The sequence below is a fragment of the Pseudomonas sp. TE3910 genome (assembly GCF_056279025.1).
In genome coordinates, this window is the sequence record NZ_JBWBQN010000001.1 from 3,701,746 (window position 1) to 3,719,918 (window position 18,173).

At 60.6% G+C, this 18,173-nt stretch carries 11 protein-coding genes; 7 read left to right on the forward strand and 4 right to left on the reverse strand.

The window, feature by feature from the left end:
* The first annotated feature begins 9 nt into the window (after positions 1-9).
* The 5 genes from ACZ9H3_RS16995 to ACZ9H3_RS17015 all read left to right on the forward strand — a co-directional run bounded on the left by ACZ9H3_RS16995 (position 10) and on the right by ACZ9H3_RS17015 (position 9,623).
* On the forward strand, positions 10-1,653 hold the full coding sequence (locus ACZ9H3_RS16995) for an AAA family ATPase (protein WP_476221636.1): 1,644 nt from the start codon (positions 10-12) through the stop codon (positions 1,651-1,653).
* 361 nt (positions 1,654-2,014) lie between these two features.
* Entirely contained in the window at positions 2,015-6,460 is a 4,446-nt protein-coding gene (gltB, locus tag ACZ9H3_RS17000; RefSeq protein ID WP_099773339.1) for a glutamate synthase large subunit, read from the forward strand.
* 32 nt (positions 6,461-6,492) lie between these two features.
* Positions 6,493-7,911, forward strand: a complete 1,419-nt coding sequence (locus tag ACZ9H3_RS17005; RefSeq protein WP_099773340.1) for an FAD-dependent oxidoreductase — start codon at positions 6,493-6,495, stop codon at positions 7,909-7,911.
* Positions 7,912-8,104: 193 nt separating this feature from the next.
* Positions 8,105-9,169, forward strand: a complete 1,065-nt coding sequence (gene hemE, locus ACZ9H3_RS17010; RefSeq protein ID WP_065758214.1) for a uroporphyrinogen decarboxylase — start codon at positions 8,105-8,107, stop codon at positions 9,167-9,169.
* 109 nt (positions 9,170-9,278) lie between these two features.
* Complete coding sequence (locus ACZ9H3_RS17015) at positions 9,279-9,623, forward strand: YgiW/YdeI family stress tolerance OB fold protein (RefSeq protein WP_099773342.1); 345 nt, start codon at positions 9,279-9,281, stop codon at positions 9,621-9,623.
* 19 nt (positions 9,624-9,642) lie between these two features.
* On the opposite strand, the gene ACZ9H3_RS17020 is transcribed toward ACZ9H3_RS17015, so the two are convergent.
* The gene (locus ACZ9H3_RS17020; RefSeq protein ID WP_476222785.1) at positions 9,643-10,869 is read right to left on the reverse strand and encodes an MFS transporter; all 1,227 of its coding nucleotides are present in this window, start codon (positions 10,867-10,869) and stop codon (positions 9,643-9,645) included.
* Between the two features lie 153 nt (positions 10,870-11,022).
* On the opposite strand from ACZ9H3_RS17020, the gene ACZ9H3_RS17025 reads away from it, so the two are divergent.
* The gene (locus tag ACZ9H3_RS17025) at positions 11,023-11,925 is read left to right on the forward strand and encodes a LysR family transcriptional regulator (RefSeq protein WP_102052669.1); all 903 of its coding nucleotides are present in this window, start codon (positions 11,023-11,025) and stop codon (positions 11,923-11,925) included.
* A gap of 53 nt (positions 11,926-11,978) precedes the next feature.
* The gene (locus ACZ9H3_RS17030) at positions 11,979-12,752 is read left to right on the forward strand and encodes a ParA family protein (RefSeq protein WP_065758219.1); all 774 of its coding nucleotides are present in this window, start codon (positions 11,979-11,981) and stop codon (positions 12,750-12,752) included.
* On the opposite strand, the gene trxC is transcribed toward ACZ9H3_RS17030, so the two are convergent.
* From trxC to mscK, 3 genes are all read right to left on the reverse strand, one after another.
* Complete coding sequence (gene trxC, locus ACZ9H3_RS17035) at positions 12,749-13,183, reverse strand: thioredoxin TrxC (protein ID WP_476221641.1); 435 nt, start codon at positions 13,181-13,183, stop codon at positions 12,749-12,751. The genes ACZ9H3_RS17030 and trxC overlap by 4 nt on opposite strands.
* 108 nt (positions 13,184-13,291) lie before the next feature.
* Positions 13,292-14,752, reverse strand: a complete 1,461-nt coding sequence (gene selO, locus ACZ9H3_RS17040) for a protein adenylyltransferase SelO (RefSeq protein ID WP_409280786.1) — start codon at positions 14,750-14,752, stop codon at positions 13,292-13,294.
* Positions 14,753-14,810: 58 nt separating this feature from the next.
* Entirely contained in the window at positions 14,811-18,158 is a 3,348-nt protein-coding gene (gene mscK / locus ACZ9H3_RS17045) for a mechanosensitive channel MscK (RefSeq protein ID WP_476221644.1), read from the reverse strand.
* Positions 18,159-18,173 lie beyond the last annotated feature (15 nt).

The following is an 18,173-nucleotide window of genomic DNA, read 5'->3' on the forward strand; positions in this document are numbered from 1 at the left end:
AAGAGTTCGATGACTAGTTTGCATGCCGACGAGGCCTTTCTCGGCCATTACCAGTTGAGCCACGACCCCTTCGCTGCGCGGGTGCCTGGTTTCAAATTCTTCCCGGCCCAGCGCAAGCCGGTGTTGGGCCAGCTCCATCACCTGGCGCGTTACAGTCAACTATTGCTGGTGGTCACCGGGCCACTGGGCAGCGGCAAGACCTTGCTGCGCCAGGCCCTGGTCGCCAGTACCAACAAGCAGTCCGTACAGAGCATTGTGGTCTCGGCACGTGGGGCAAGCGATGCCGCCAGTGTGCTGGGGCAGGTCGCCCAGTCGTTGAACCTGGCCAAGGCCGAGGTTCCAGAGATTCTCGCTCAGGTGGTGCAGTTGGCGCTGACCGGGCAGGAAGTCTATTTGCTGGTCGATGATGCGGAACAACTCGACGAGTCGGCACTCCAAGCCTTGCTGGAACTGGCTGCGGGCACTCCTGAGGGGCGTCCGCACGTGTTCCTGTTCGGTGAGCCGTCACTGATCGCCGGGCTGGATGCGCTGAATGCCGAGCAGGAGCGCTTCCATATCATTGAGCTGCAGCCTTACAGCGAGGATGAAACCCGGGAGTACCTGGAGCAGCGCCTGGAAGGTGCCGGAAGTGGCCTCAACGTGCTGACCAGTGAGCAGATCGCCGATATTCACGAGCATTCGGAGGGTTGGCCTGGCGTAATCAACCAGGTTGCCCGGGATGCCTTGATCGAAGCCATGATTGCCAGCCGCACGACGGCGAAGCGACCATCAATGGGGTTCAAAATGCCTAAGAAGCACGTACTGGCGTTGTCTGCTGTGGTAGTGGTCGCCGTTGCGGCGGCAGTGTTGATGCCCAAGAAGGGCGACCAGGCGCCTGCCGGAGCGCCTGCAGAGCAGGCACAGCTGCCATTGGGCCAGGGGCAGCCAAGCACTGCCCAGTCCAACAATGGTGGCCCGGCCATCGAATTTGCTGGCTCCTCGCAGCCTATGCCATTGCCACTGGTGGGGCAGTCTCAACCGGTGATGCGTGGTCCGCTGGCTGAAGCGGCGGGCATGGGGGACGGTGATGAAAGTACGCCTGCTGGCGAAACTGCATTGCAGCCGCCTACGGTGACGACCATCGCACCCCCTGCTGGTGTTCCCGCTGGCCCTGCACCGACACCTGCCCAACCGGTAGCGTCTACTCAGGTGCAACCGGCTGCACACGCTCAGCAAGCCCCGGTCGCCGCTGCCAGCAAGCCGGTTGCACCTGCGCCTGCACCTGCAGTGAAGCCTGCGCCTGCCCCTGTGCAGGTCGCCGCAGCCAAGCCGGCGCCGAAACCGGTAGAAAAGCCGGCAGAGAAACCAGTCGCGAAGGCCGCCGCCGGTGGTAACTGGTATGCCGGGCAAAAGCCGAGCAACTATGTGGTCCAGATCCTCGGTACCAGCTCTGAGGCGACGGCTCAGGCCTATGTCAATTCTCAGGGTGGCGACTATCGCTACTTCAAGAAAAACCTGCAGGGCAAGCCGCTGTTCGTCGTTACCTACGGCAACTTTGCCAGCCGTGATGCCGCACTTGCTGCAATCAAGGCCTTGCCAGCCAAGGTCCAGGCTGGTAAACCTTGGCCTCGTAGTGTTGCCAGCGTCCAACAAGAGCTGGCAGCGACCCGCTGAAATAGCTCGGTGGCACCACCCCCGCCACCTGCTGAGCGTCTCCTGAATTTCGGTCAAGCCTGCTGCGCCATGCGCGGCAGGCTTTTCTGTCCCAGACTGACGGCCAAAAGCCATTGCAGTCCAGGCTGAAACGCTTCAGACTCAAGCGAAGCCGCTATCACGGCAGTGCTTATAAAACATTCAAAAATGCGACATGGATTTGCGCGATTTCGTCGCCAAATTTGTGGGCTACCTTGTCGCTGTGCAACAATGACTGCCCTTTTGCCCCCGCAAAGCTGGCGTTCGTTCGGCGTGGATGGTAAGTGGTTGTACTAAAAAGAGATTTGCCTTGGTGAGAGGCGAACCTGGTGAGAAAGTGTCTATGAAAACAGGTCTGTACCATCCCGAAGAATTCAAGGATAACTGTGGTTTTGGCCTGATCGCCCATATGACGGGCGAACCCAGCCACCACCTTTTGCAAACGGCCATCGAGGCCCTGACCTGCATGACCCACCGTGGTGGGATCAACGCCGACGGCAAGACCGGTGACGGCTGCGGTCTGCTGATGCAGAAGCCCGATCAGTTCCTGCGAGCCGTCGCTCGCGAGCAGTTCGGCAGCGACCTGCCCAAGCAGTACGCCGTGGGCATGGTCTTCTTCAATCAGGATGATGCCAAGGCGCAAGCGGCACGCGCCAACATGGACAAGGAAATCCTTGCCGCGGGCCTGCAATTGCTGGGCTGGCGCAAGGTGCCGATCGATACCAGCGTTCTGGGCCGTCTGGCCTTGGAGCGCCTGCCGCAAATCGAGCAGGTGTTCATCGGCGGTGAAGGCCTGAGCGATCAGGAATTCGCCATCAAGCTGTTCAGTGCGCGTCGGCGCTCGTCGGTGGCCAACGCTGCCGATACCGACCACTACATCTGCAGCTTCTCGCACAAGACGATCATCTATAAGGGCCTGATGATGCCGGCAGACCTTGCCGCCTTCTATCCGGACCTCAGCGACGAGCGCCTGCAGACTGCGATCTGTGTGTTCCACCAGCGCTTCTCCACCAACACCCTGCCGAAATGGCCGCTGGCTCAGCCATTCCGCTTCCTCGCCCACAACGGCGAGATCAACACCATTACGGGTAACCGCAACTGGGCCCAGGCGCGTCGAACCAAGTTCGCCAACGAACTGATCCCTGATCTGGAAGAGCTCGGCCCGCTGGTCAACCGCGTCGGTTCCGACTCTTCGAGCATGGACAACATGCTGGAGTTGATGGTCACCGGCGGTATCGACCTGTTCCGTGGCGTGCGGATGATCATTCCGCCAGCGTGGCAGAACGTCGAAACCATGGACGCTGACCTGCGTGCGTTCTATGAGTACAACTCCATGCATATGGAGCCATGGGACGGCCCAGCCGGTGTGGTCATGACCGAAGGTCGCCACGCCGTGTGCCTGCTCGACCGCAACGGCCTGCGTCCAGCCCGTTGGGTCACCACCAAGAACGGCTACATCACCTTGGCGTCGGAAATCGGCGTGTGGGACTACAAGCCTGAAGACGTGATCGCCAAGGGCCGTGTCGGCCCGGGCCAGATCTTCGCCGTGGACACTGAAACCGGGCAGATCCTCGACACCGACGCCATCGACAACCGTCTGAAGTCGCGTCACCCGTACAAGCGCTGGCTGCGCCAGAACGCCCTGCGTATCCAGGCAACCCTGAGCGATGACCAGGGCGTGGCCAGCTATGATGCTGACCAGCTCAAGCAGTACATGAAGATGTTCCAGGTCACCTTCGAGGAACGTGACCAGGTGTTGCGTCCGCTCGGTGAGCAAGGCCAGGAAGCTGTGGGCTCGATGGGTGACGACACGCCGATGGCAGTGTTGTCGCAGCGCGTGCGTTCGACGTACGACTACTTCCGCCAGCAGTTCGCCCAGGTCACCAACCCGCCGATCGACCCGCTGCGCGAAGCGATCGTCATGTCCCTGGAAATCTGCCTCGGTGCCGAGCGCAACATCTTCCAGGAATCGCCTGAGCATGCCTCGCGGGTGATCCTCAGCTCCCCAGTGATTTCGCCCGCCAAGTGGCGTTCGCTGATGAGCCTGGATCGTCCAGGTTTCGAGCGTCAGTTGATCGACCTCAACTATGAGGAAAGCCTCGGCCTTGAGGCAGCGGTCCGCAACATTGCCGATCAGGCTGAAGAAGCGGTGCGCAGTGGCAAGACTCAACTGGTGTTGAGCGACCGCCATATTGCCCCGGGCAAGCTGCCGGTGCATGCATCGCTGGCTGTCGGTGCCGTACACCACCGCCTGACCGAGCAAGGCCTGCGCTGCGACAGTAACATCCTGGTGGAAACCGCGACCGCGCGTGACCCGCATCACTTTGCGGTACTGATCGGTTTCGGCGCTTCTGCTGTGTACCCGTACCTGGCGTACGAAGTGCTGGCCGACCTGATCCGCACCGGGGAAGTGCTGGGTGACCTGGATGAGGTCTTCAAGTACTACCGTAAAGGCATCTCCAAGGGCCTGCTGAAGATCCTGTCGAAGATGGGTATCTCCACCATTGCTTCTTACCGCGGCGCCCAGTTGTTCGAGGCCGTTGGCCTGTCGGATGAAGTGGTAGCGCTGAGTTTCCGGGGCGTTGCCAGCCGCCTGAAAGGCGCACGTTTCGTTGATATCGAGAACGAGCAGAAGCTGCTCGCTGCCGAAGCCTGGAGCCCGCGCAAGCCCATCCAGCAAGGCGGTTTGCTCAAGTTCGTTCACGGTGGCGAATACCACGCCTACAACCCGGATGTGGTCAACACCCTGCAAGCCGCTGTGCAGCAGGGCGACTATGCCAAGTTCAAGGAATACACCGCGCTGGTCGACAAGCGCCCGGTGTCGATGATCCGCGACCTGCTGAAGGTCAAGGTCGCAGACCAGGCTCTGGCGCTGGACGAAGTCGAGCCACTGGAAGCAATCCTCAAGCGTTTCGACTCTGCTGGTATCTCGCTTGGCGCCCTGTCGCCAGAGGCGCACGAAGCGCTGGCTGAAGCCATGAACCGCCTGGGTGCGCGTTCCAACTCCGGTGAGGGCGGTGAAGACCCAGCCCGTTATGGCACCATCAAGAGCTCCAAGATCAAGCAGGTGGCCACAGGCCGTTTCGGCGTGACGCCGGAATACCTGGTCAACGCGGAAGTGTTGCAGATCAAGGTGGCCCAGGGCGCCAAGCCGGGTGAGGGTGGGCAGCTGCCTGGTGGCAAGGTCAACGGCCTGATCGCCAAGCTGCGTTATGCCGTACCTGGCGTGACCCTGATCTCGCCGCCGCCGCACCACGACATCTATTCCATCGAAGACTTGTCGCAGCTGATTTTCGACCTCAAGCAGGTCAACCCGCAGGCGCTGGTTTCGGTGAAGCTGGTGGCAGAAGCGGGCGTCGGTACCATCGCCGCTGGCGTGGCCAAGGCCTATGCCGACCTGATCACCATCTCCGGTTACGACGGTGGTACTGGTGCTTCGCCACTGACCTCGATCAAGTACGCCGGTGCCCCGTGGGAGCTGGGCTTGGCCGAGACTCACCAGACCCTGCGCGGCAACGATTTGCGTGGCAAGGTTCGCGTGCAGACCGACGGCGGCCTGAAAACCGGCCTGGACGTGATCAAGGCAGCCATTCTGGGTGCTGAAAGCTTCGGCTTCGGTACGGCGCCAATGATCGCCCTTGGCTGCAAATACCTGCGTATCTGTCACCTGAACAACTGCGCCACTGGTGTAGCGACCCAGAACGACAAACTGCGCAAGGACCACTACATCGGTACCGTCGACATGGTGGTGAACTTCTTCACCTACGTCGCCGAAGAAACCCGTGAGTGGCTGGCCAAACTGGGCGTGCGTAGCCTCGGTGAGCTGATCGGGCGCACCGATCTGCTGGAAATGCTCCCGGGCGAAACTGCCAAGCAGCAGCACCTGGACCTCAGCCCGCTGCTGGGCAGTGAGCATGTGCCGGCTGACAAGCCGCAGTTCTGCCAAGTTGACCGCAACCCGCCGTTCGACAAGGGTGTGCTGGCCGAGAAGATGGTCGAGATGGCCCTGCCAGCGATCAAGGATCTGGCGGGCGCCGAATTCAACCTGGACATCTGCAACTGCGACCGTTCGATCGGCGCGCGGATTTCCGGCGAGATCGCCCGTCTGCACGGCAACCAGGGCATGGCCAAAGCACCGATCACCTTCCGCTTCAAGGGTACTGCAGGCCAGAGCTTCGGCGTCTGGAACGCAGGTGGCCTGAACATGTATCTGGAAGGCGACGCCAACGACTATGTCGGCAAAGGCATGACTGGCGGCAAACTGGTGATCGTACCGCCAGCGGGCAGCCCGTTTGCTACGCAGCACAGCGCGATTATCGGCAACACCTGCCTGTATGGCGCTACTGGCGGCAAGCTGTTTGCTGCGGGTACTGCTGGCGAGCGTTTTGCTGTGCGTAACTCCGGCGCCCACACGGTTGTGGAAGGCACTGGCGACCACTGCTGCGAATACATGACTGGCGGTTTCGTTTGCGTACTGGGCAAGACCGGCTACAACTTCGGTTCTGGTATGACCGGTGGTTTCGCCTACGTGCTCGACCAGGACAACAGCTTCGTTGACAAGGTCAACCACGAACTGGTGGAAATCCAGCGGATCACCGGCGAAGCGATGGAAGCGTACCGCAGCCACTTGCAGCGCGTGCTCGGCGAGTATGTCGAAGAGACGGGTAGCGAGTGGGGACGTGAGCTCTGGGAGAACCTGGACGACTACGTGCGCCGCTTCTGGCTGGTCAAGCCGAAGGCTGCGAGCCTGAAGAACCTGCTGTCCAGCACCCGTGCCAACCCGCAGTGATATGCGCCTGAAGAGTTTGATGAGGTTTAAACATGGCTGAACGTCTGAGTAATGACTTCCAGTTCATCGAGGTCGGGCGCAAGGATCCGAAGAAGAAACTGCTGCGTCAACGCAAGAAAGAGTTCGTGGAGATCTACGAACCCTTCAAACCCCAGCAGTCGGCCGAACAGGCCCACCGCTGCCTGGGCTGTGGCAACCCGTACTGCGAATGGAAGTGCCCGGTGCACAACTTCATTCCCAACTGGTTGAAGCTGGTGTCCGAGGGCAACATCCTGGCGGCGGCGGAACTGTCGCACCAGACCAACACCCTGCCGGAAGTCTGCGGCCGGGTGTGCCCGCAGGACCGCCTGTGCGAGGGTGCCTGCACCCTCAACGACGGTTTTGGTGCGGTGACCATCGGTTCGGTCGAGAAGTACATCACCGACACCGCGTTCGCCATGGGCTGGCGCCCGGACATGTCCAAGGTCAAGCCGACCGGCAAGCGTGTCGCGATCATCGGTGCCGGTCCGGCTGGCCTGGGCTGTGCCGACGTGCTGGTGCGTGGTGGGGTAACCCCGGTGGTGTTCGACCGGAACCCGGAAATCGGCGGTCTGCTGACCTTCGGTATCCCCGAGTTCAAGCTGGAAAAGACCGTGTTGAGCAATCGTCGTGAAGTCTTCACCGGCATGGGCATCGAGTTCCGCCTGAACACCGAAGTGGGCAAGGACATCAGCATGGAACAGCTGCTGGCCGAGTATGATGCCGTGTTCATGGGCATGGGTACCTACACCTACATGAAAGGCGGTTTCCCTGGTGAAGACCTGCCGGGCGTGCATGATGCGCTGGACTTCCTGGTGGCCAACGTCAACCGCAACCTGGGCTTTGAAAAGTCGCCGGAAGATTTCGTCGACATGAAAGGCAAGAAGGTCGTGGTGCTGGGTGGTGGTGACACGGCGATGGACTGCAACCGCACGTCCATCCGTCAGGGTGCCAAGGCGGTAACCTGCGCCTATCGTCGTGACGAAGCCAACATGCCAGGCTCGCGCAAAGAGGTGAAGAACGCCAAGGAAGAGGGCGTGAAATTCCTCTACAACCGTCAGCCAATCGCCATTGTGGGCGAAGACAAGGTTGAGGGCGTGAAGGTTGTCGAGACCCGTCTCGGCGAGCCGGATGCCCGTGGCCGTCGCAGCCCTGAGCCGATTCCCGGCTCCGAGGAAATCATCCCGGCAGACGCCGTGGTGATCGCCTTTGGCTTCCGTCCAAGCCCCGCGCCATGGTTCGAGCAGTTCAGCATCCAGACCGATAGCCAGGGTCGTGTGGTGGCGCCGGAGCAGGGCGCGTACAAGCACCAGACCAGCAACCCGAAGATCTTCGCCGGTGGCGATATGGTCCGTGGGTCTGACCTGGTGGTGACTGCGATCTTCGAAGGGCGCAATGCCGCTGAAGGGATCCTGGACTACCTGGGCGTCTGAAAAAACATCGCGGGGCGAGCCCGCTCCCACAGGGTCAGCCCCATCGCGACCGTGGTGGGGCGAGCTCGTCCGGCGATGAAGTTTAGAAAATCTATTGACCTAGTGCAGGTCGATAGACAAAAGGCACGGTTCATACCGTGCCTTTTACGTTGGTGTCTGAGAAAATGCCCCCACTTTTTTTCCGGATGCCGACATGACTGCCTTGAAGAACGATCGTTTTCTGCGCGCCCTGCTCAAGCAACCCGTAGACGTTACCCCTGTATGGATGATGCGCCAGGCCGGCCGTTACCTGCCGGAGTACCGCGCCAGCCGCGCCAAGGCCGGCGATTTCATGAGCCTGTGCATGAACCCGCAGTTTGCCTGCGAGGTCACCCTGCAGCCGCTGGAGCGCTATCCGCTGGACGCGGCGATCCTGTTCTCCGACATCCTCACCATTCCCGACGCCATGGGCCAGGGCCTGTACTTTGAAACCGGCGAAGGCCCGCGTTTCAAGAAGGTCGTCAGCACCCTGGCTGACATCGAAGCCTTGCCGATCCCCGATCCGCAGAAGGACCTGGGCTACGTGATGGATGCGGTCAGCACCATCCGCCGTGAGCTCAATGGCCGGGTGCCGCTGATCGGCTTCTCCGGCAGCCCATGGACCCTGGCCACCTACATGGTCGAAGGCGGCTCGTCGAAAGACTTCCGCAAGACCAAGGCCATGCTCTACGACAACCCGCAGGCCATGCACCTGTTGCTGGACAAGTTGGCGCAGTCGGTGACCTCGTACCTCAACGGGCAGATCCTCGCCGGAGCACAAGCCGTACAGATCTTCGACACCTGGGGTGGCAACCTGTCGGCTGCGGCCTACCAGGAGTTCTCCCTGGCCTACATGCGCAAGATCGTCAGTGGCCTGATCCGCGAGCACGAAGGGCGCAAGGTTCCGGTCATCCTGTTCACCAAGAATGGCGGCCTGTGGCTGGAAAGCATTGCGGATGCTGGCGCCGACGCCCTTGGTCTGGACTGGACCTGCGACATTGGCGAAGCCCGCCAGCGCGTCGGCGCCAAGGTTGCCCTGCAGGGCAACATGGACCCGACCGTACTCTACGCCAAGCCTGAAGCCATCCGTGCTGAAGTGGGGCGTATCCTGGCCAGCTACGGGCATGGCACCGGTCACGTGTTCAACCTCGGCCATGGCATCACCCCGGAAGTCGATCCTGAGCATGCTGGTGTCTTCATCAACGCCGTTCATGAGTTGTCGGCGCAGTACCACCAGTAAGCACTGTTGAATAAAAAGCGCCCGGCCAATGCCGGGCGTTTTGCATTAAGTTTGAATTCAGCGTGCCTGCTTATGCTGGTCCCATCGAAACCAAGATTGGATCACACTTATGAAAACCCGCTATCTCGCACTGCTTCTCGCTCCCCTGTTCAGCACCGCTGCCCTGGCCGCTGGCTACACGGGCCCTGGCGCACAATCGGTGGCCACGGTTGCCGAGGCCCACAACGCGGCTGACGACACCCCAGCCGTGCTGCAAGGTCACATCACCCAGAAGCTGAAGAACGAGAAGTACGAGTTCAAGGATGCTACCGGCAACATCATTGTCGAAATCGACGACGAAGACCTGCCGCCAGTGGCCTTCAACGACAAGACCCTGGTCAAACTGACTGGCGAAGTCGACAAGGGCCTGATGAAGCGTGATGTCGATGTGGATCTGGTCGAGGTATTGAACTGAGTCTGCGCAGGAACGGCCTCTAACTTTTCGCCGGCAACTTGCTCAGGTGCAGTGCCACCAGCAGGGCAATGACCAGCAAGCTGCCGATGAAGAGGCCGATGCCGTTCCAGCCGCCCTGGTGCCAGAACACACCACCAGCGGTGCCGGCGACACTGGAGCCAGCGTAGTAGCTGAACAGGTACAGCGACGAGGCCTGGCCCTTGGCCTTGAAGGCACGGCGGCCGATCCAGCTACTGGCCACCGAGTGTGCGCCGAAGAAGCCGAAGGTGAAGATCAGCATGCCGATGACGACTAGTGGCAGGGGTTCGAGCAGGGTCAGCAGCAGGCCACCGAACATCAGCACAATGGTTGCCCAGAACACCTTGCGGCGGCCCAACTTGTCGGCCAGCGCGCCAATTTGTGCCGAGCTGTAGATGCCCGACAGGTAAACCACCGACAGCAGCCCGACCAGGGCCTGGTTCATGTGGTAAGGCTCTGCCAGCAGGCGGTAGCCGATGTAGTTGAAGAGGGTAACGAAGGCGCCCATCAGCAGGAAGGCTTCAAGGAACAGCCAGGGCAGCCCGGCATCGCGAAAGTGCAAGGTGAAGCCGTCCAGCAGGCTGCGAGGATTCAGCGGGCGCGCACGGAAGTTGCGCGACTCGGGGAGCATTTTCCAGAACAGTACCGCGGCGATCAGTGCCAGCCCACCGATGGCCAGCAGTGCCGTGTGCCAACTGACGAAGTCGATCAGTACGCCGGTAATCAAGCGTCCGCTCATGCCACCAATGGCATTGCCGCCGATGTACAGGCCCATGGCCAGGCCAAGATGCTGAGGGTAGATCTCTTCGCTGAGGTAGGTCATGGCCACCGCAGCCAGCCCGCTCAAGGACAGACCGACCAGCGCGCGCATCGCCAGAACCCCTTCCCAAGTGGGCATCAGCGCACTGGCGATTGTGCACAGTGCGGCGCAGAACAACGCTGCAACCATTACGGGCTTACGCCCAATACGGTCTGAAACAGGCCCGGTGACCAGTAGACCGAACGCTAGCAGCGCAGTCGACACCGACAGCACCAGGCTGCTTTGCGCCGCATTGATGGAGAACTCCCGGGACAGCAGCGGCATCATGGGTTGCACGCAATACAGCAGCGCGAAGGTGGCGAAGCCACCACAGAACAATGCCAGCACCGTGCGCATGAACGCCGGTGTGCCCTTTTCGATCCAGTGGTCAGTGGTGGTGGCTGCGTCCGTGGTGGGTGCAGGGGGCACGTCATGGGCGAGGGGAGCAACAGCAGTTTTCACGGTAAACCTCGGAAGGGCTACGGCCAGTCAGGCAGTGGAAAAAGCATATAGCTAGCTAATGATCATTTCCAATATATTGTTCGACCTGTTTAAGAGGTTTTGCGACCTGTTGAGGGTGTCATGGAATTACGCCACTTGCGGTACTTCATTGCAGTTGCCGAAGAGCTCCACTTCGGGCGGGCGGCACAGCTGTTGGGCATCTCCCAGCCACCCTTGAGCCAGCAGATCCAGGCCCTGGAGCAGGAGTTGGGGGCGCGTTTGTTCGAGCGGACCAACCGACGGGTGGAGCTGAGTGAAGCCGGCCGCTTGTTCCTCGATGAGGCGCGGCAGGTGCTGGCCCAGGTCGATAAGGCTGCCGATGTCGCTCGGCGCGCCCAGCTTGGCGAGCTGGGTGAAATGAAAATTGGCTTCACCACCTCCGCGCCGATTAATTCGGGTATCCCCAAGGCGATTTATGCCTTTCGTCAGCGCTTTCCCGCTGTGCACCTGAACCTCAAGGAAATGAGCAGCCGTGATGTTGCCGATGCGCTGCTCGACGAGACCATCGAGATCGGCCTGATGCGCCCGCTGGCCTTGCCGGAGAGCCTGCTCGTCACGGAGTTGTTCCGTGAGCCTCTGGTGGCGGTGCTCAGCGCTACACACCCGCTGGCGGAGGGCAGCGAGCGTGGCTTGTTGTTGTCGACGCTGGCCAATGAGCCGTTTGTATTTTTCCCGCGCAGCTATGGCAGTGGCTTGCATGCGCAATTGATGAGCCTGGCACGGCAGGCCGGCTTCAGCCCGCACTTTGCCCAGGAGGCGGGTGAGGCCATGACGATTATTGGCTTGGTGGCAGCGGGCCTAGGGGTGTCAGTGTTGCCGGCCTCTTTTCAGCGCATGCGTATTGACGGTGTGGTCTATCGAACCCTGCTTGATGCCGACGCGGTTACCGCTGTGTGGTTGGTACAGCGACGCGAGTCAGCCTCGGCCATGGCCCGTGCCTTTGTCGAGCTGCTGGCGGGTCAAGGGCTCAATGGTGCTGGCTAAACCGCCGTCACGCCCACATACTCGGTCATTCACTGATACACGGAGGTCATTCCATGCGGCGCGTGGTGTTTAATCAGAAAGGTGGCGTGGGTAAGTCGAGTATTGCTTGCAACCTGGCGGCGGTGAGTGCCAGTGAAGGCTACCGAACCCTGTTGATTGACCTGGATGCTCAGGCCAACTCGACCCAGTACCTCACCGGCCTGACTGGCGAGGATATCCCCATGGGGATTGCCGATTTCTTCAAGCAGACATTGTCGTCCGGCCCCTTTGCCAGGAAGAACAAGGTCGACATCTACGAGACGCCGTTCGACAACCTCCATGTCGTCACCGCTACTGCGGAGTTGGCTGACCTGCAACCCAAGCTCGAAGCCAAGCACAAGATCAACAAGCTGCGTAAGTTGCTCGATGAGTTGTCCGAAGACTACGACCGGATTTATCTCGATACGCCGCCAGCGCTGAACTTTTATGCGGTATCGGCATTGATTGCGGCCGATCGGGTACTGATTCCCTTCGACTGCGACAGCTTCTCGCGCCAGGCCCTATACGGTCTGCTGGCCGAAATCGAGGAACTGCGTGAGGACCACAATGAGCACCTGCAGGTCGAGGGCATTGTGGTCAACCAGTTCCAGGCCCGGGCCAGCCTGCCCCAGCAGATGCTCGACGAGTTGCTGGCTGAAGGCTTGCCGGTGCTGCCGGTCTACCTGAACAGCTCAGTGAAGATGCGCGAGTCGCATCAGGCCAACTTGCCGTTGATCCATCTGGAACCACGGCACAAGTTGACCCAGCAGTTTGTTGAACTGCATTCGCTGCTGGAAGAAAACGCTTAAATCCCCTGACTGCGCAGCCACTCCAGCAAGTGCTGGAGTGGGAAGGCGCCGCTTTGGCGTGCGACTTCGCGGCCATTTTTGAACAGGATCAGGCTGGGGATTGAGCGAATACCCAATTGTCCGGCCAGTTGCGGGTTGGCCTCGCTGTCGAGCTTGGCCAGGCGACAGCGCCCGCTTAGCTGGCTGGCCGCTTGTTCAAAGATCGGCGCAAAGGATTTACACGGGCCGCACCAGTCGGCCCAGACATCAACCAGCAGTGGCAGATCGCCCTTGATCTGGCTGGCATAGTCACCCTGTTTCAATTCAAACGGTTTGTTCAGCAGCACGGCGCTTTTGCAGCGTCCGCACTTCGGCGCGTCGCCCACGCGTGCGGCGGGGATGCGATTCAGGCCATTGCAATGAGGGCAGGGTATCAGCAGCGGGTCGGTCATGGTGGCGTCCGGGAAGCGAGTCGATAGAGGTTATCTGGAGCGTACGCGCAGCTTTTTCAATGTCGGCTCCGAGTGATTCTCGTCTGATTCATTGGTGTTGGCAGTTGCTCACGAGGAGCAACTGATCTCCAGATGTTTGCCCCACTCGGGTGGCCGCTCTGCGTACGCTTCCATGCCCGGCTGTTCGTCGAATGGCGTGCAGAGCACCTGGTGCAGGCGACGCACCTCGCTGTAGTCACCCGCTTCAGCGGCTTCTATCGCGCGTTGGGCCAGGTAGTTGCGCAGGATGTACAGCGGGTTGACCGCATGCATCCGGGCGCGGCGTTCTTCGCTGTTGCCCGGTTCACGGGCGATGCGTGCCAGGTAGTCCTCAGACCAACGGTCAAAACCGGCGAGGTCGACGAAGTCGTCGCGAACCACGCGCAGTGCTGCTTCTGCGGGCTGGTCGCCGAGCTTTCTGAAGAACAATGTGTAATCCACCGCACCCTGTTGCATGACCTGCAGGAGCCCCTCGATCAGCGCCTTGTCGGCGTCTTCAGCGTGCGTCAGGCCGAGTCGACGACGCATCAGGTCCAGGTAGTGGGCTTCGTACAGCGGCAGGAACAACGCCAGGGTTTCGCGCAGGGCCTCGACGCTGATGAAGGGCGTCAGGGCCTGGGCCAGGGCGCTGAGGTTCCAGTGTGCAATCGGCACTTGATTGCTGTAGCTGTAGCGTCCCTGGTCATCCGAGTGGTTGCAGACGAAGCGGGCGTCGAAATCGTCCAGGAATGCAAAGGGGCCGAAATCAAAGGTGATGCCCAGGATCGACATGTTGTCGGTATTCATCACGCCGTGGCAGAAACCATAGGCTTGCCAATGGGCGATCAGTTCGGCGTTGCGCTCAACGATGCTACGGAACATCGCCAGGTACGGCTCGGGCTGATCGCGGCACTCGGGGAAATGGTGGTTCAGCACGTGCTCGGCGAGGATCTTCTGCTGCTCCGGCTGGCGGGTGTAGTAGAAGTATTCGAAGTGACCGAAGCGAACATGGCTGGGTGCCAGGCGCAACAGCATGGCCGCGTGCTCCTGGGTTTCGCGCCACACAGGCGTGTTCGAGCCGATTACGCACAGCGCTCTGCTGCTGGCGATACCCAGGGCATGAAGGGCCTCGGAGGCGAGGAACTCGCGAATCGAAGAGCGCAGAACCGCACGACCATCTCCCATGCGCGAATAGGGCGTCTGCCCGGCGCCCTTCAGGTGCAGGTCCCAATATTCGCCTGCGTCATTGCGCACTTCGCCCAGCAACAGGCCACGGCCATCGCCCAGGCGAGGGTTGTAGGAGCCGAATTGGTGACCGGAGTAAACCATCGCCCGAGGTTCAGCCTCGGCCCAGAGTTTGTGGCCACTGAAAAGCTCGGCAAACACCGGTGAGTGGGCCTCGGTAGGGTCGAGGTCGAGCAGGGCCATGGCGGCATCGCTGGCAACCACCAGACGTGGCTCGGCAATCGGCTCGGGCAGTACCGACGTGGAGAACGCATCGCCCAGACGAGCGAAGCGGTTATCGAAGGTGAGTTCGTCGAGGGCTTTCAACGGCCATCTCCAGGAGAATGTCCGAGCATTCTGCAAGGGTATGGCCGTTGACGTCCAGTCAGGCGGGATTGGAACCTGATGCCAGATCACCCGGCTTGCCAATCAAAGGGATTGGCACGGCGGTTTTCTGATCCTCTGCGGGAACGATGTTGAACACCTGTCCCTGCATGTTTTTCAGGTAAATCTCCAGTTGGCGGTACGCGATGTTGATGTTGTTTTTCTTGAACTCGCTGTTGATGACGCGGTTGACCTCATCCAGCGCCGGGTTGCGGTCACCGAGGTCGCGTACATGCATGCGCAGTTCGTGGTCCAGTGTGCTTTCGCCAAAATTGAGGAAGTAGACCGTCGGGGCCGGCTCCTTGAGCACGCGTGGGTTGTCGTTGGCGGCCTTGAGCAGCAGGTTGCGCACCAGCTCCAGATCCGAGCCATAGTCGACGCCGATCTTGAGCGTGACTCGGGTGATGGTGTCAGTCAGCGACCAGTTGATCAGTTGCCCGGTAATGAAGGTCTTGTTCGGGACAATGATGTCCTTGCGGTCGAAGTCGGTAATGGTGGTCGCTCGGATGCGGATCTTGCTCACGGTACCGGACAGGTTGCCGATGGTGATGGTGTCCCCGATACGCACCGGGCGTTCGAACAGGATCATGATCCCCGAGATGAAGTTGGCGAAGATTTCTTGCATCCCGAAGCCCAGGCCGACCGACAGCGCAGCCACCAGCCACTGCAGCTTGTCCCAACTGACGCCGAGGGTCGACAGCGTGGTGACGAAGCCGATCCCGGCAATTGCATAGGACAACAGCGTGGTCGTCGCGTAGGCACTGCCTTGGGCCAGGTTCAGTCGCGACAGTACCAGCACTTCCAGCAAGCCTGGCAGGTTGCTGGCCAGGGCAAAGGTGATACCGACGATCACCAGTGCACCCAACAGGTCACCGAGGCTGATCGGGACCATGCTCATGGCTGCACCGGTGCCGCTGGTGTATTCGTACAGGGTGATGTTGTCGAGGTAGGCAAACACACTGATCAGGTCTGCCCAGACCCAGTACAGGGCGCCAATGAAGATGCCAAGCAGCGCGAGGCGGATCAGGCGCAGCGACTGCTGGTTGACCTGTTCGATGTCCAGGGTCGGCTCTTCAATCATCGTTTCACCGTCCGGGCCTTCCTTGACGGCCTGACGTTTACTCTGTGCACGCTGATAAGCCAGGCGGCGTGCGGCAACTGCCAGGCCACGGACGAATGCAGCCTCGATCACCAGCCAGAGCATCAACAGATACAGCGTGTCTATCAGCCGGTCGGTGAGTTTCAGCGCGGTGTAGTAGTAACCAAAACAGACCGCGACGAACAGGGCGATTGGCAACACGGTGAAGGCCAGCCCCACGGCCATGCGAAATAGCGAGGCCTGGCTATGGTTCGGGCTGCTGAGCAGCAGGCGGCTGAGCAACCAGGTCATCAGGGCGTAGCAGGTCAGTACTACGCCGATACCCAGCACGTCGTCGGCCAAGGCCGAGGGTTGGTGCTCGGCGACCGCCACCACGGCCACCAGTGCCAACACCACTGCGCCAAGACGCCGGATCCAGCTGCGGAGGAACTCCACCTGCGGTTTCTCCCAGCGAAAATGCAGCTCGGCAACACCTGCGGGCGCGAGAATCCGGTAAGCGGTGTAGAACACCATCCAGGCTTGGGCAATCTGTAGCAGGGCGGCACCGAGGTTGGCATTCTGACCGCGTGCGTCGATCTGCAAGGCAAAGCCGCACAGGGCCAGTGCCAGGCTGATCGGCAGCGCCAGCAGCACGTTGATCAGGAGCGCCTGAGGGGTGTGCCACTGACTATCGCGCTTGAAGTGACCGATATCCCGATGGACCTTGCTCAGGCGCGCATACAGGTAGTTGCGGCGCCAGAGCAGGGCACCGATCAGCAACAGCAGCGGCAGGAACAACAGCGGGCGCTGCACCAGACCGTCAGCCAGTTCACTCACACTTGAGGCCCACGGCAGGCTCACGACCTGCTTTTGCAGGCGCTCAGGTACGCTGCGTAGCCATTCCAGTTCCAGCGGCTTGTTGCTGGGGATCCAGAACATCTGCTCGTCGAGGGTGGCGCGCAGGTTCTGCGCTGTGCTCAGCAGCTGTTTCTGGTTCAGTTGCAGGGTGATGGATTCGTTGAGCAGTGCACTCAGTTCACGGTTAAGTCGTTCAAGCAGGTCGCTGCGGGTGATCGCGACTTCAAGCAACGCCTTGCGCAATTGCGGCGTAGCGCTTTCCTCTGGGTGGCTGGCCAGCAGTTTGTCGACATAGCTACTCGGGCTGCTGATCTGCTCGCGCTGCTGGTTGATCTCAAACTGGTAGAGGCGGATATCGGCAATCTGGTCAGCCAGGTCACCGTCGACTTTCAAGTGCGGCAGGGACTGTTTCTGTTTGTAGAGAATCTTGGACAGCAGCAGGCTGCCCTTGAGCACACTGATTTGTTCGTCCAGCGCCAGATCGCTCTGGGTCAGGGCATCAAGTTGCTGCTTGGTCTTGAGGTTTTCCTGAGTCAGTTGGTTGAGCCGGTCTGTGCTCAGCAGCAGGTAGTCGGAGAGCTTGAGGTTGGCAGCACTTTCGGTGGCCAGAACACTGCTGCCCCCGGCTTTCTGCGCCTCGATGGATTGTTCGGTGACGGTCTGCTGCGACTGGGCCAGGCGCTTCTGGTTGATCAGGGTCTGCAGGTCCTGAATCTCTTGCTCCAAGCGTGCCGCGCGCTCGATCAGCAAGTCATGCTGGCTGCTACCCAGATCTTGCAGCAAGCTGTTGCCGGCCAGTTCCTGCCGGCGTAGCAGGGTCAGGGCGTTGAGGGCGGCTAGCTCGGCATTGAGTTGGTTGCGCTGTTCTGGCGACAGCACCTTCCCGGCTTCTTTGCCCAGTTTCAGGCTGGTATTGATCTGTTGGCTGCGTGTCTGGTTGTCGCTGATTTCGGCCTGGGCCCGCTCCGGGCGAGTCTGGGAGGTAATGGTCAGGCTGTTGGCTTCGGAGAGTGCCTTTTGCAGGTCACTCTGTTGGGTCGTGCGTTCGGTGAGCAACTGTTCCAACTGGGGAACATCAAGGCTGGCATAACGCTCAGCCACCGGAATGACCGTGCTGCTCTTGAGCTTGGCCAGTTCGCGCTGGTTTTCACCGGTCTTTTTTGGGGCATCGCTGAGTTGCTGCTTGAGCGCGGCCAGGCGTTTTTCACTGTCATCCTTGCTGTTGAGGAAGACCAGGGTTTGTTCCAGCACCTGACGCAGGGCTTTCTGCTCCGCCTCAGGCAGCTTGCGCTCGGCAATCTTGTCGAGACTTTGCTGAACAGCGGCAGCGTTGGGTGGCTCCGCAGCGAAGGCGAAGGTTGCAGAAAGGCACAGCCCCAGCAGGGCTGCGCAGACAAGCGTGCGCAAGGACATAGGCAGAAAATTCGT